The sequence below is a fragment of the Litoreibacter sp. genome (assembly GCF_039974535.1).
Taxonomy (GTDB): domain Bacteria; phylum Pseudomonadota; class Alphaproteobacteria; order Rhodobacterales; family Rhodobacteraceae; genus Litoreibacter.
Map to the genome: position 1 here is coordinate 146,078 of NZ_JBDWIU010000003.1, position 15,086 is coordinate 161,163.

12 protein-coding genes are annotated in these 15,086 nt (G+C 53.8%); 9 read left to right on the plus strand and 3 right to left on the minus strand.

The window, feature by feature from the left end; all coding sequences use genetic code 11:
* Window positions 1-14 precede the first annotated feature (14 nt).
* The 5 genes from ABJN86_RS01855 to ABJN86_RS01875 all read left to right on the plus strand — a co-directional run bounded on the left by ABJN86_RS01855 (window position 15) and on the right by ABJN86_RS01875 (window position 6,167).
* Window positions 15-563, plus strand: coding sequence for a TRAP transporter small permease (locus tag ABJN86_RS01855; RefSeq protein WP_348364445.1), 549 nt, complete (start codon window positions 15-17; stop codon window positions 561-563).
* Complete coding sequence (locus tag ABJN86_RS01860; protein ID WP_348364443.1) at window positions 560-1,843, plus strand: TRAP transporter large permease; 1,284 nt, start codon at window positions 560-562, stop codon at window positions 1,841-1,843. The genes ABJN86_RS01855 and ABJN86_RS01860 overlap by 4 nt, the downstream gene beginning before the upstream one ends.
* Before the next feature lie 69 nt (window positions 1,844-1,912).
* Entirely contained in the window at window positions 1,913-5,491 is a 3,579-nt protein-coding gene (locus tag ABJN86_RS01865) for a hydantoinase B/oxoprolinase family protein (protein WP_348364441.1), read from the plus strand.
* Window positions 5,492-5,596: 105 nt separating this feature from the next.
* Complete coding sequence (locus ABJN86_RS01870; RefSeq protein WP_348377609.1) at window positions 5,597-5,809, plus strand: DUF2848 family protein; 213 nt, start codon at window positions 5,597-5,599, stop codon at window positions 5,807-5,809.
* Window positions 5,781-6,167, plus strand: coding sequence for a DUF2848 family protein (locus tag ABJN86_RS01875; RefSeq protein WP_348364438.1), 387 nt, complete (start codon window positions 5,781-5,783; stop codon window positions 6,165-6,167). The genes ABJN86_RS01870 and ABJN86_RS01875 overlap by 29 nt, the downstream gene beginning before the upstream one ends.
* Before the next feature lie 768 nt (window positions 6,168-6,935).
* On the opposite strand, the gene tdh is transcribed toward ABJN86_RS01875, so the two are convergent.
* The 3 genes from tdh to ABJN86_RS01890 form a co-directional block, all read right to left on the minus strand.
* A complete protein-coding gene (gene tdh / locus ABJN86_RS01880) occupies window positions 6,936-7,964 on the minus strand; it encodes an L-threonine 3-dehydrogenase (protein ID WP_348364679.1) in 1,029 nt (342 codons plus the stop codon).
* Between the two features lie 11 nt (window positions 7,965-7,975).
* Entirely contained in the window at window positions 7,976-9,163 is a 1,188-nt protein-coding gene (locus ABJN86_RS01885; RefSeq protein WP_348364437.1) for a glycine C-acetyltransferase, read from the minus strand.
* 99 nt (window positions 9,164-9,262) lie between these two features.
* The gene (locus ABJN86_RS01890) at window positions 9,263-9,826 is read right to left on the minus strand and encodes an XRE family transcriptional regulator (protein WP_348364435.1); all 564 of its coding nucleotides are present in this window, start codon (window positions 9,824-9,826) and stop codon (window positions 9,263-9,265) included.
* A 214-nt stretch (window positions 9,827-10,040) separates the two neighbouring features.
* On the opposite strand from ABJN86_RS01890, the gene ABJN86_RS01895 reads away from it, so the two are divergent.
* From ABJN86_RS01895 to dctP, 4 genes are all read left to right on the plus strand, one after another.
* Complete coding sequence (locus tag ABJN86_RS01895; protein WP_348364433.1) at window positions 10,041-10,850, plus strand: alpha/beta fold hydrolase; 810 nt, start codon at window positions 10,041-10,043, stop codon at window positions 10,848-10,850.
* Between the two features lie 87 nt (window positions 10,851-10,937).
* The gene (locus ABJN86_RS01900; protein ID WP_348364432.1) at window positions 10,938-12,656 is read left to right on the plus strand and encodes an ATP-binding protein; all 1,719 of its coding nucleotides are present in this window, start codon (window positions 10,938-10,940) and stop codon (window positions 12,654-12,656) included.
* Window positions 12,649-13,953: a sigma-54 dependent transcriptional regulator gene (locus ABJN86_RS01905; protein ID WP_348364430.1), complete on the plus strand. Its 1,305-nt coding sequence runs from the start codon at window positions 12,649-12,651 to the stop codon at window positions 13,951-13,953. Before ABJN86_RS01900 ends, ABJN86_RS01905 begins: the two co-directional genes overlap by 8 nt.
* A gap of 110 nt (window positions 13,954-14,063) precedes the next feature.
* On the plus strand, window positions 14,064-15,074 hold the full coding sequence (dctP, locus tag ABJN86_RS01910; protein ID WP_348364428.1) for a TRAP transporter substrate-binding protein DctP: 1,011 nt from the start codon (window positions 14,064-14,066) through the stop codon (window positions 15,072-15,074).
* Window positions 15,075-15,086 lie beyond the last annotated feature (12 nt).

Below are 15,086 nucleotides of genomic sequence, written 5' to 3' on the forward strand. Positions count from 1 at the left end.
GGACGTACTGAGTTATGGAACTAAGAATGATAAATAGCCTGAGGATTATCAACAAAGGGGTCGCCCTTGTTGTTGGCTTCGGCTTACTGCTTTGCGCAGGATTTGTGCTGGCAGACATCATCATGCGCCAGATCGGTACGTCCTTTGGTGGCACTGAAGAGATCGCGGGCTACGCGATGGCGCTCGCAACCTCATGGGGCATGTCCTTTACATTACTTGAGATGGGGCATGTCCGAATTGATCTTTTACGTAGTCGCGCAGATAGCTTTAAACGCGCGTTATTTGATGTCTTTTCGATGATCGTGATGTCGGGCGTCGTCGTTACAATAGCGATTAAGGCGTGGCCCGTGTTGGAGCGGTCGATCAATAATGGATCACGGGCAAACACGCCGCTTGAAACACCGCTTGTCTGGGTGCAGATCCCATGGTTCGCAGGTTGGGTCTGGTTCGCAGTGATGACGACATTGACGACACTTGCCGCGCTAAGCCTTTTACTGAAACGCCGCCACGCAGAGATGGAAGATTTCGTTGGTGCGTTTGCTGAGCAGGAGACATTGCAATGATCGCATATGTATCCGTAGGGCTATTGGGCCTGCTCGCGCTCTCTATTCCTGTCGGCATTGTGTTGTTCCTATTGGGGTTTGGGATTGATACGTTCTTCTCAAACTTCCCGCTGACCCGCGGTCTTGGCAATATGGTTTGGTCATCTTCAAACTCGGCCACGCTGATCTCAATTCCGTTCTTTGTGCTTCTTGGCGAAATCCTCGTGCGCAGCGGCGTTGCAACCAAAACCTACGCCGCTTTGGATCGTTGGGTATCTTGGCTACCGGGCGGATTGGTCCATGCCAACGTCGCAACGGCGACGATGTTTTCGGCCACGTCTGGGTCATCCGTTGCGACTGCCGCGACAGTGGCAACGGTGGCGATGCCGCAGGCGGAAAAGCTGGGTTATGACCCCAAACTATTCTCGGGCGCAATCGCGGCTGGCGGCACCTTGGGCATTATGATCCCACCGTCGATCAATCTGATCGTCTATGGGTTTCTGACCCAGTCCTCGATCCCGCAACTGTTCTTGGCGGGTCTCATTCCGGGCCTTGCTCTAGCGATCGGCTTTATGGCGATCACGGTCATCATTTGCCTGATCCGGCCTGATCTGGGCGGTACACGCCGCACCTTCCCATTCCCGCAGATGCTACGCGCTTTGATCGATCTGGTTCCGATCCTGATCTTGTTTGGGCTGATTGTCGGTTCAATCTATGCGGGCTGGGCGACCCCAACAGAGGCTGCCGCAGTAGGCGTCGCAGGGGCACTCATCATCGCGTTTGCCTTTGGAGGTGTGTCGTGGTCGATGCTCACGCAGAGCCTCACTGGGACGGTCAAGATCACATCCATGATCATGTTGATCGTTATCGGCGCGTCCTTCCTCAACTTCACGCTGGCCTCAGCTGGGCTTGGTCGCGAGTTGACAGAATTCATGACGGGCCTTGGCCTTACGCCGCTGAAGACAATTCTTGTCGTTGTAGTGCTTTACATCGTCTTGGGGTTCTTCATCGAAACGCTGTCGCTGATGGTTGTGACCATACCGATCATTGTCCCGCTGGTGGTGGCCCAAGGGTATGATGTAGTCTGGTTTGGTATCTTGATGATTGTTCTGATCGAGATGGCGCTGATTACGCCGCCCGTTGGTCTGAACCTCTACGTCGTGCAGGGTGCGCGCAAATCTGGAAGCCTGAATGAGGTCATGCTGGGTGCGCTGCCATACTGTCTGACCATGTTGGTGATGGCCTTCTTACTTATCGCTTTTCCAAGCATTGCTCTCTTCCTGCCAAACGCTTTGCAGTAAAAGAACTTCCCTTCAAAAACTAAACGACTGCGGGCCGCATGGCGCCTGCAAACAAAGGAGATATCTCTCATGTGGCAATTTTGGGTAGATCGTGGCGGCACATTTACAGACATCGTGGCCAAGACGCCCGAGGGTGAATTGCAAACGCATAAACTGTTGTCCGAAAATCCAGAAGTTTACCCTGATGCTGCCGTACATGGCATTCGCGAACTTCTGGGGCTCGGCCCCGATGATGCCATTCCAAGTGGTCAAATCGGTGCAGTAAAAATGGGAACAACCGTTGCGACCAATGCCTTGTTGGAACGTAAGGGCGAACGGACATTGCTGCTGATCACCAAAGGCATGCGCGATCTGTTGCGCATCGGGTATCAGAACCGCCCACGGTTGTTTGATCTTAATATCGAACTCCCCGAATTGCTTTATGAAGATGTGATCGAAATTGAAGAACGGATCGGCGCCGATGGTGAAACCATTGCTGCGCTTGATACGACCCATGCCCGCGAAGCGTTGTCGCGCGCATATGGTAAAGGATACCGATCGGTCGCGATTGCGTTAATGCACAGCTACCGATTTCCCGATCATGAGCAAAAACTCGGGCAGATGGCCGAACAATCTGGCTTTACCCAAGTTTCCCTAAGCCATGAAGCCAGTCCTCTCATCAAGATCGTATCGCGCGGCGATACGGCAGTGGTCGATGCCTACCTGTCTCCGATTTTGGGGCGTTACATCAAACAAGTGGCTGATGCGTTGGGGACTGCAAAAGGCGGCTGCGAACGTTTGATGTTCATGCGTTCAAACGGTGGCCTGACCGACGCGTCCCTTTTTGAGGGGCGCGATGCGATCTTGTCTGGTCCCGCTGGCGGTGTTGTTGGCATGGTTCGCACCGCAGCTGAACTTGGGTACGATAAGCTGATTGGCTTTGACATGGGGGGCACGTCTACGGACGTCTGCCACTACGCGGGTGAGTTCGAGCGTAGTTTCGAGACCGAAGTTGCGGGCGTGCGTATGCGGGCACCGATGATGTCCATTCACACTGTCGCGGCGGGTGGTGGGTCAATCCTGTCTTACCGCGATGGACGTATGCAGGTTGGTCCTGAAAGTGCGGGGGCAAATCCCGGTCCTGCGGCCTACAGGCGTGGCGGCCCCCTTACGGTGACTGATTGCAACGTGCTGCTGGGTAAACTGCAACCAGATCTGTTCCCTCCGGTCTTTGGGCCGAATGCCGATCAGCCATTGGACGTTGATATCGTACGGGCAAAGTTCGATGCCCTCGCAGCCGAGATTGGCAGCGACATGTCCGTTGAGGAACTGGCCGAAGGTTTCTTGCGGATCGCAGTTGAGAACATGGCAAATGCGATCAAGAAAATCAGCGTGCAACGTGGCTATGACGTTACCAAATACACCATGAATTGCTTTGGTGGTGCCGGCGGACAGCACGCGTGCTTGGTGGCTGATGCGCTTGGGATGGAACGCGTATTTATTCATCCGTTTGCGGGCGTCTTATCTGCATTTGGTATGGGTTTGGCCGACGTGCGCGCAATGCGCGAACACCAGTTCGGACATGGGGTTGTCCAAATCAAAGATGCGGAGGACGTGCTAGCTCAGCTGATCGCTGCGGCTGAGGCGGAAGTCATTGGTCAGGGCATCGCCTCTGAACAGATCACAATAGTAACGATGGCGCATATCCGCCCTGATGGCGCGCAGCAGACGCTAGAAGTCCCGTTTGGGACGATGAGCCAGATGACAGAAGCGTTTGAGACTGCACATCTACAAAGGTTCGGGTTCGTTCCTCAAAACGCGACACTTCTGATTGATGTTCTTACCGCCGAAGCAATCGGTGCGACGGGTGAAACCGTGACGCTACCAGACGCGGGCATGACTTCTGGCACGCTTACGCGTTCTCAGATGTGGTCAAACAGTAAGGTGTGCGATGTGCCGGTGATCGACCGGACAACAATGTGTATCGGAGACATCTTTCACGGACCGACAATCATTACGGAACCCACGGGTACCAACATCGTTGAACAGGATTGGGAGGCGGAATGTGTCAGCGGCGGAAACCTCGTGCTACGCAGAACGACTGCGGTTGCGCGCCAAGAGGCCATTGGCACTAAGGTCGATCCCGTCATGCTTGAGGTATTTAACAACCTCTTTATGTCGATTGCTGATCAGATGGGGGCGACGCTTGCCAACACCGCTTATTCGGTCAACATCAAGGAACGCTATGACTTCTCTTGCGCGATTTTTGATGAAGCAGGCGATTTGGTCGCCAACGCGCCGCATGTTCCAGTTCACTTGGGCAGCATGAGCGAAAGCGTGCGGGTCATCTTGCGTCAAAACGCAGGCAAGATCCGCCCCGGTGACGTGTTCATGATGAACAATCCCTTCAACGGCGGCACCCATTTACCCGACGTGACGGTCATCACGCCAGTATTCGATGAAGCTGGAACGCGGATCATCTACACCGTCGCTAGTCGTGGGCATCACGCCGACATCGGCGGCAAGACGCCCGGATCAGCCCCACCAGACAGCCGCGTCATCGAAGAAGAAGGCGTGCTAATCGACAATTTCCTATTGGTCCAACAAGGCCAGTTGCGCGATGCTCAGACTCGTGAATTGCTTGCCTCGGGCAAATACCCCTGCCGCAATATCGATCAAAACATGGCTGACTTGTCCGCCCAGGTTGCTGCCAATGCAACGGGCGCAACTGAATTGACCAAGATCACGCAGCAATTCGGGCTGGTCACAGTTCACGCCTACATGACCCACGTGCAAGACAACGCCGAAGAAAGCGTGCGCCGTGTACTTGATGTGCTGCGAGACTGCGATTTCACCTATCCGCTCGACAGTGGGGACCAGATAAAAGTGGCGATCACAGTCGATAAATCGGCGCGGCAGGCAACCATCGATTTCACCGGAACCTCTGGACAGAATGAGTTCAATTACAATGCGCCAATGGCGATCTGTCGCGCGGTTGTCTTGTATGTGTTCCGCACTTTGGTCGGTAGTGACATCCCAATGAACGAGGGGTGCCTTAAACCTCTCAATCTCGTTGTCCCTGAGGGCAGTATGATCAATCCCAATGCGCCAGCTGCCGTTATCTCGGGCAATACCGAGGTCAGTCAGGGCATCGCTGACACGCTGTACGGCGCGCTTGGGATCATTGCAGGCAGCCAAGGCACGATGAACAACTTTGTCTATGGCAATGATGTGCACCAAAACTACGAAACCATTTGTGGTGGTACTGGGGCTGGCGACGGGTTTCATGGCACAAGCGCGGTTCATAGCCACATGACCAATACACGCATGACGGACCCTGAAGTTTTGGAGACACGGTTTCCGGTGCGAGTTGATGAGTTTTCGATCCGGCAAGGCTCTGGTGGCCTGGGCGAATACGTCGGCGGGAACGGGATTGTCCGTCGGTTGCGCTTTCTTGAACCGATGACAGTGACAGTTCTGTCTTCTCATCGCAAAGTTGCACCGCACGGTGCTGCAGGTGGTGGAGAGGCCTCCGTTGGTGAAAACAGCGTCGAGCGAGCAGATGGGCTTATCAATGAACTGAAAGGCAACGACGAGGTGCAACTTACGATCGACGATGTGTTTGTGATGAAAACACCCGGCGGTGGCGGTTACGGCAAGGCAATGTGAGATCGGTAACGACTGACGCAAAATATCATACGCGTCGGTCGTTGAAATCTTCCGCAATCGGCACGCCTTGGCGCGGGTTGAGAAATGTTAGAAGAGGATGAATTCATGAAATTCTCCATTGGGTCTACGCAAACTGAGACCGATTTAAATCGCCTTGCTGTTGCAGGTTGGACAGGGTGCGATTTAACATCGGTACAGGAGCATATTGATGAACTGAGCAAAATTGGCGTAGCGCGTCCATCTACGACCCCGCTCTTCTATCAAGTATCGAGTTCGTTATTGACGCAGGATGAATCTGTCCAAGATCCATGGATCTGACACATCCGGTGAAGCAGAACCACTCTTAGTTAATCGCGGTGGTAAATTGTGGCTAGGATTGGCATCGGATCACACTGATCGACTTCTCGAAACCGTATCCCTTGCAGCGTCAAAACAAGCCTGCGTAAAAGTTTGTGCGACCGCCTTGTGGGATATCAATGAGATACGCGTCCATATCGATCAACTGAGGTTGCGTTCCTGGATCAAAGAGAAAGGAGATTGGGAGTTGTATCAGGATGGCCTTCTGGAACAAATCCTGCCGCTTACTACGCTAAGCGCCCAAATGCGAAAGCATCGATCATTCGGCGATGTTGCACGGAACACTTCCGGCTATTGGGGGCGTTCGCCCAACGGCTGAGTCTCGTGCCGAACTTTATGATCCCGTTTTAGATTAAAGCACTGAACTTCAATATAGGTCCGAATTCCTAGATTGTATCAGTTGAAATCCAGTCATTCATTGCGATGGTTGGCGATAAAACCCGAACTGCCTTCATGCCAAGAAAGTCAAATTATTTGAGTCCCGCGCATCAAATAGTTGGCATTAGGTTACTCTTGTTTGCTCGCGAAAACGGCCTTTGGAATGTTATCTGCGAGCGGCAACTAAGTCCGCAATGCTGTCACTCGATCTTGAGTGATCTATGACTGCCTCATAGCATAGCATAGCATAGCATAGCATAGCATCGCATAGCGTCGGCGGGAGGTGCGAGAAAATCAAAGGTAACAGTATCATGAAAAAAATAACTGACTATGAACTTGGAAACGATATAGCTGCGCAAGAAAACCCTCTGATGCGCGCGTTTGTGAGTAAGGATGACGAAAATATCGAGTAGGCGCTGATAAGCGTGACGTAGTTTCGCCACATGAAACCGAATGGAACATTAGATTGGCAACGCCCTGAAGCTGAATGAAAAGGTGTGCGTCTTCTTTCGAAACTTTGCTGTCTTCACACTTAAAAGGCGGTTTTGTTCTGTTTACGTCACGAACGTTTTCTTACTCGGGCTTCCTCTCTTCAGGGTATTCAAAGGCAACACTTGAATTTTCCCCCTAGGGTTGAAAAATTCAGTGGAATCCCGAGTCTCACGATTAAAGAACTCCGACAGTTTCCGGTTCACGGCGCTCTATTCGACTAGTTCCAATCCAAGACAACCTTTCCTGAACGGCCTGATTTCATTTCCGAAAACCCGATCTCAAAGTCTGCGACTTTGTAGCGGTGCGTGATGACCCGACTGACGTCTAACCCGTTTTGCAGCATTGCGATCATCTTGTACCAAGTCTCAAACATCTCGCGACCATAGACGCCTTTGATGGTGATGGCCTTAAATACAATGCGGCTCCAGTTCACCGGAGATTTCCCTGGCGGAATACCAAGCATCGCGATCTTGCCGCCCATCACCAAGGTTTCAACCATTTGATCAAAGGCCACTTGATTGCCGGACATCTCAAGCCCGACATCGAACCCCTCGGATAACCCCAATTCATGAGTGACATCGTTTAGATCTTCAGTAGTGACATTTACCGTGCGTACCGTTGGCACTACATGTTCAGCCAGCGTTAACCGATCCGCGTTGATATCAGTTAGAACCACATTGCGAGCGCCAGCATGGCGAGCGACTGCAGCGGCCATGATCCCAATCGGACCGGCGCCGGTGATCAGCACGTCCTCTCCCAACAGGTCAAAACTAAGCGCGGTGTGGACGGCGTTCCCTAATGGATCAAGAATTGCGCCGATCTCGTCGGGAACATCATCGGGAAGTGGCACCACGTTGAATGCAGGCAGTTTCAGGTACTGTGCAAAGGCCCCCTGCTCGTTCACGCCAATGCCACATGTGCCTGGATCAAGGTGGAAGTTTCCTGCGCGCGACTGGCGGCTGACTGTGCCAGTTAAATGTCCTTCACCGGAGCAGCGCTGACCTAAAGTAAGACCTGTAACATTACGGCCCAACTCAACAATTTCGCCTGCGAACTCATGTCCAGTGATCATCGGAACAGGCACTGTGGCCGCTGCCCATTCATCCCAATTCCAGATGTGGATGTCAGTCCCGCAGATGCCTGTTTTCTTGATGCGGATCAAAACTTCGTCTGGGCCGATCTCTGGCACAGGGGCGTTAACCATCCACAAGCCCTCCTCAGCCTTTGACTTGGCCAATGCGATCATCGTGTTGGCGGTCATGAGATCACCCCTAAATCCCGCCCGACGGTGGCGAAGGCTGCTAATGCCCGATCGAGGTCTTGGGTGGTCAGAGCAGCGTTCATCTGTGTCCGAATGCGGGCTTGGCCGTGCGGGACGACCGGAAAGAAAAAGCCAGAGACATAGACGCCTTCGTCAAAAAGGCCCGCCGCCATTTTCTGGGCTAAATGCGATTCGCCCAACATAACGGGAACAATAGGATGCTCGCCAGGAAGCAGGTTAAAACCCAGCTTAGTTAGGCCTGCGCGCCAATGTTTGGCGTTGGCAAATAGTTTAGCTCGCAAATCGGCCCCCTCCTCTACCAGACGAATGGCTTCGATACCCGCTGCGACAATGGCTGGGGGCAATGAGTTGGAGAACAGATATGGCCGTGCCCGTTGGCGCAGAAGGTCGATCACCGGTTGCGGGCCTGCGATATAGCCGCCGATAGCACCACCAAGAGCCTTGCCTAGGGTGCCTGTGACAATCTCAATATCCACATTGAAATGATCGGGTGTGCCAGCGCCATGAGGTCCCATGAACCCCGTAGCATGACAATCATCTACCATCACAATCGCATCATATGTGTCGGCTAAGCCTCTGATTTTCTGCAAGTTAGCCAAGGTCCCGTCCATGGAGAAGACCCCGTCCGTGGCAATCATGATATGACGTGCACCGGCGGCTTTGGCGTCCTGAAGTTTCTTCTCTAGATCGGCCATGTCGTTATTCGCGTAGCGGTACCGTTGGGCCTTGCAGAGCCGAATGCCATCGATAATCGAAGCGTGGTTCAAGCTGTCCGAAATGATCGCATCATCTGGTCCCAGCAACGGCTCAAACAAGCCACCGTTAGCGTCAAAGCAGGCGGCAAACAGGATTGTATCGTCTTTACCCAAAAACTTCGCCAATCGTTGTTCTAGAATGCGATGACCATCTTGGGTGCCACAAATAAACCGGACACTGGCCATGCCGAACCCATGTGCATCCAACGCCATCTTGGCAGCCGAGATCAGATCAGGGTTATCAGCAAGCCCGAGGTAGTTATTGGCGCAAAGATTGATGACGTCACGCCCAGCAACGGACACCGTCCCAGCTTGTGGTGAGGAGATCAGGCGTTCACGTTTATAGAGACCTTCGGTCTCGATTTGGGACAAGGAATTAGTAATATCGGCAATGAATGTGCTAGGCATGAGGTCTCTCCTTCAATGCCTAATAATCTGTCATAACGGAATAATCTGTTCAACCAATTTTCCGTAATTGCGTACAAATTTCCGTTATTGTGAATTTCATTACGACTTTACGATAAGAAACACACGTGCAACACCGTCCAGAGCTGCAATTTCATGAGGTACATCGGCGGAATAGCGTGCCGTATCACCTTCATGAACCTCCACTTTTGCAGTCCCGGAGGTTACACGGACACCGCCCTTAAGGACAGTTAAGTGTTCAACTGCCCCGCTTGCATGAGGTTGACTTTTCAGTGAGCCTTGTTCGGCGAATTTGATGTCATAGACCTCATGCCCGCCCGCTTCTTCAGGCGGTGATAGAATGGAGATGCAACACCCCTGCCCCATATTATCAATGGTTGGGACTTCATCTGCTGTCAAAACGTCAATGCTGTCGCCCTTGTCGCTTTGCTCCAACAGGCCAGCGAAATCCACATTTAATGCGCGGGTCAAATTCCACAGAGTTGCAATCGTAGGGCTGCTTTCACCGCGTTCAATTTGGCTAACCATAGAGCGAGACACGCCACTAAGATTTGAGATCGCATCAAGCGAAAGGCCTTGCGATTTACGGGCGCTTTTCAACCGTGCAGGCAGAGCCGCTAAGATAGTGTTTGAGTTTTCCGTCATGGTGGAAAAATACGGGTGATGGCACCGTTTGCAAGTGTGAAGATTGTTTGGGGTGGAAAAACTTGGCCGATGTGTCGCCTTTGAGGCTTAAGGGCACAGATCAATGGGAACGCGTTTTCAAAGCCCTAGTCAAAACACAATCGTGAAGCCCTGCCCTGTTGACCTCACGAAGCGTTGTCGGCAGGTCTTGGGCGGAATTACCGGAGATCTATGAATGCTACGTCATTTGGCCACTGCTTTGATCATGCTCACCCCCTTCGCTGCGTCAGCGCAAGAATGCGGCCCCACAGTCCCTTGCGACATAGAAGGAGGCAACTATCATTTGCGGCTGCCTGAGGGCAAAGGCCCTCATCCGGTTCTCATCTGGTATCACGGGCACAGAGGAAACGGCGCGTCGATCCATCGCTCGGGGGGGCTACAGCGGGATTTCCTTGAGCAAGGTTACGCGTTGTTGGCCCCAAATGGGTACCGGTCTGGGGATGGGCCGCGCTCATATCCTGCGCGTGACGGTGCGCCGCGTGATGATGTCGCTTTTACCTTCGCCGCATTGGCTGACGCTGAGGCCCGTGCGCCGCTTGATCTGGACCGTGTGTTTGCTGGGGGTTTCTCGGCCGGTGGGTCCATGGCTTGGCTATTGGCTTGCGAAGCTGGGGATCACTTATCGGGAATGGTCAGCGTTGCGGGGGCGCTACGACGCCCCAATGGGACGGATTGCGCGGGGTTGGCGGGGCTGCCAATAATGCAGGTCCATGGCTTTGCGGATGGACAGGTTCCCTTTGAAGGACGCGCCATCCGAGATTGGCATCAAGGTAGCTTGTGGGATTCGTTGGAATTGGCGCGTGCTGCAAATGGCTGTCGTTCAAACCCTGACAACATCAGCATAGACGACGGTTTGCGGACGCGCTCATGGGGCGCGTCGTGCAGCGGCGCACCTGTGAGCTTTGTGATGCATGACGGTGGTCACGGCTTGCCAAATGGTTGGACGGCACACGCAAAAGAGTTTTTTGACACCTCAACCGAGTAAACCTGACAACCACTTGAGTTGGGAATATTGCCCTCACCTGCCATGGGTGAGGTTGATTTTGCCGCGCCTTACCTTCATCCATGGGCGATGCGGCTTTCAAAGATCCTTTCTGTCTTCATAATCTTGTGCTTTGCGACACTCCTCTATTGGGCGTCCTTCAGTTTCTTCAAGTCGCAAGAGATTGAAAAGGCACAGGCGCGACTGACGTTGTATCGCTCCACACTTGAAACTGAGTTGCGCCATTTCGCCCATCTCCCGTTCTTGTTGTCGCTTGACCCCGTCGTAAATAGCACATTGGCGGGGGGCGCGACGGAGCTGTTGGATCATCGGCTTGCTCGCTTTGCACAAAGTGCGGGGTTGGACGCAATCTACTTGATGGACCGTGATGGATACACGATCTCAGCCTCAAATGCGAATAGCACCAACAGTTTCAAGGGGCAAAATTATGCCTTTCGCCCCTACTTTCAGGCGGCCCAAAACGGGGAGATGGGGGAGTTCTACGGCATCGGTGCCACGACGGGAATTCCGGGATATTTTTATGCGTTGCCTGTTCAGCCGGCTGGCGCCGATCTTGGCGGCGTGATTGCGATCAAGGTCGACCTTTCTGGGTTGCAAGACACCTGGCAGGCCTCAGGTGAGCGGATCATCCTGTCCAATGACGATGGCGTAGTCTTGCTCGCCTCGGACCCCGAATGGCGCTATACGACCATGTCCCCGTTATCGTCCGAGCAACGCGCGCGCATGCTGGCCTCGCGTCAATTTGGGGGCGAACAGCTGAATTCGCTAGATTGGTCCTTTGATGCCGAAAAACAGACGGCAAAGATCGTGGATGAACGCCTTCTCTACCTCAGCACATCAGACCTTCCCAACAGCTGGACTTTGCATTTCTTCGTGCCCAATGATCAGGCCATAACGCGGGCATGGTTGGTGACAGGCGGCTTCTTAACCTTTGCTTTGCTGGCCTTCAGTCTATTTCAACTCAATCGCTTGCGCAGCGTTCGCTCTGCTTTGCGAAAGTCTGAACGCGAAGAGACCGAATTGAGATCCGCAAACACGCGCTTGGCTGTTGAAATCGAGGAACGCCTTGCGGCTGAGCGCAGGTTGCAAAAGACCCAAGCAGAGCTTGAACGGTCGGGACGTTTGGCCGCCCTTGGGCAATTGGCCTCCTCCGTGACGCATGAGTTGGGCCAGCCGATCGCGGCTATGAAGAACCAGCTTGTGGCATCCGAGTTAACCGTCGGGCCCTCTACTCTAAGTGATAAGATGCAAGGGCTTGTTGAGCGAATGGAAAGCATCACCCGCCAGTTAAAATTCTTTTCTCGTAAGGGCCGAGACAGTTTTGAGAAGTTTGACTTGGTGGACGCGATCAACGGCGCGCTTGAGTTGCTGGAACCCAGCATCACTGACCGGCGGGCCACGGTGAGATTTCACCGCTCTGAGCAACCTATTATGCTGACGGCCAATCGGTTGCGGATAGAGCAGGTCGTCACCAACATCGTAAGAAACGCATTGGATGCTGTTCAGGACGAAGAGACGCGCCAGATCGACATTACCATTGGGCGCGCTTCAACGGAGGCGTGGTTCACCGTCTCTGATACGGGCCATGGCTTACGGGGCAAGACACTAGGCGATCTGCAAGAACCGTTCGCGACGACCCGTGAGAGCGGTGAGGGAATGGGGCTAGGGCTCACAATCACAGCAGGTGTTGTGACAGATCATGGCGGCACAATTGAAGCACATGATACCGCCACGGGCGGGACGGAATTTCGGGTGGTATTGCCAATTGGGGAGCAGACAAATGACTGACAACAGGGTTCTGATCATTGATGATGATCGCCTTATGCGAAACTCGTTGGTCGATCTCGTCGAGGCCGCGGGCTGGAGCGCCAAGTCGCTGGCGCGAGCCACGGACGCGGAGCGCTGGATCTCGCAGTTTCGCCCCGATGTCATTTTGTCCGATGTGCGTATGCCCGAAACATCCGGATTGGATTTGTTGCGTTCATTGATCTCCGCGCCACCTGTTGTTTTGATTTCGGCTCATGGCGACATCCCGACCGCGGTGGCGGCGATGAACCACGGGGCCTACAGCTTTGTTGAAAAGCCGTTCGATCCCAAGCGGTTGCTGCTGATCTTATCCCACGCAGCCGAAGCTCACCAAATGCAGCAAAGCAATTTGCGCCTGAAGGAACGACTTCGCCAATTGTCGGGGGTTGACCGGATATTGCTCGGGCAGACACCCCAAATGCACCGATTGCGCGACACGATTGCCATGGTTGCGGGCACGAACACGAGTGTTTTGGTGAAGGGAGAAACAGGCACGGGCAAGGATTTGGTGGCAAGGATGATCCATGATCTGTCCCCCCGATGCGATGCCCCCTACATCGCGGTTAACGCGGCTCAAATCAGCGCTGCACACCTGCCCCATATCGCCAAGGAGGCATCTGGCGGCAGCCTATTGCTGGATGAAGTCGGCGCCTGCCCCGCAGATGTGCAACCCGCCTTGTTGCGCTTGATTGATGCGGGCGAGGTTTTATCCGCAGAAACGGGCGTGCCCGAAAAGGTCGACTTGCGGATTATTTCAGCCACAAACGAGGACACGGATGCGGCGGTAAGGGCTGGGACGTTGAGGGCGGATCTTATGTTTCGACTGGATGGGTTCTCTATCGAGCTTTCGCCGCTTCGGGACCGCCGTGATGATATCGCGTTGCTGGCCATGCGGTTTAGCCAAGAGTTCGCGACGATGTATGACAGCGACCCTCCGGTGTTGCGCGATGACGAGTTGACCGCGCTAATAGCCCATGAATGGCCCGGAAATGTCCGTGAATTGCGAAACCTGATGGACCGGCGTGCGATGATGGCCCGTCACGGCATGTCGTCAATCCAAGAGGCACTCAGCGATGGGGAGGCAAGTTCTATGCAGCCCTCAGGGCAAAAATCCGGTTTGCGTGAAGCTGTTGCTGCATTTGAGCGACAAATGATCGGTAAGGCGATCCAATCGCATGCGGGTCGCATGGATGATGTGGCGCATGACTTGGGCATTGGGCGGCGCACATTGAACGAGAAAATCGTCAAACTGGGTCTGGATAAAGACGCACTCTTGTAGCTATGCGGAAATCCGCAGGGCATCACGCGATGGCTACGCATTTTTCTTCATAAGATACTTCGCGAGAATCGTGTTCAATAGGCGCATAATTTTCTTGGGAGGAAAATATAATGAAAAGCATCATGACATCTGCTGCAGTTGCAGCCCTTACTCTTGGCTTTGCCACATCCGCGCAAGCCGAGGAGTGGAACGTGTCCCTATGGGGCAAACAGCGCGCGTTTACAGAGCACGTTGAGAAGCTGGCCGAACTGGTATCGGCCAAAACAAACGGCGAATTCACACTCAACATCAGCTATGGTGGTCTGTCCAAAAATCGCGAAAACCTTGATGGCATCTCCATCGGTGCATTTGAGATGGCGCAGTTCTGCGCTGGCTATCACCGCGACAAAAATCCGTCGATCACCGTCCTGGAATTGCCATTCTTAGGTGTGTCGTCCTTGGAGCAAGAGATCGCTCTATCTATGGCCGTTTACCAACACCCCGCAACGGTAGCGGATTTGGCACGCTGGAACGCAACACTTCTGATGCCGTCCCCACTGCCGCAGTACAATATCGCTGGCGTAGGTGACACTCCTGCGACGCTGGCCGATTTTGAAGGCCTAAGCGTGCGTGCAACCGGTGGCATCGGTGCCGCAATGGAGACCGTTGGCGCTGTTCCAACGTCCATGTCCGCGAGCGAAGTGCGTCAGGCGATGGATTCAGGCGTGGTAAAGGCCGTGGCTTTCGCTCCGCACGCTCACATGTCTTTCGGCACGATTGAGAACGCAACGTGGTGGACCGAGAACCTGAACCCTGGCACCGTAAACTGCCCGGTTGTTGTTAACTCTGACGCTTTAGACGGGTTGTCCGACGATCACCGCGCGGCCTTGATGGGCTCTGTTGAGGAATCCCTAGATCATTACGTTGCCAACTATAACGGCGCGACAATGGAAGCATGGGGTCCCGCGTTGAGCGAGCGAAGCATCGAGGTTGTTAGCTTCTCGGATGCTGAAATCGACGGCTTCAAAAAGGCCGCCGCAGCCCCAGCCGCTACTGCTTGGATCGAGCAAAACACAGCCGCTGGGCTGCCTGCTCAGGAACTTTATGACCTTGTCACAGGCATGATTGCCGAAGGTCAATAAACTTCCCTTAAG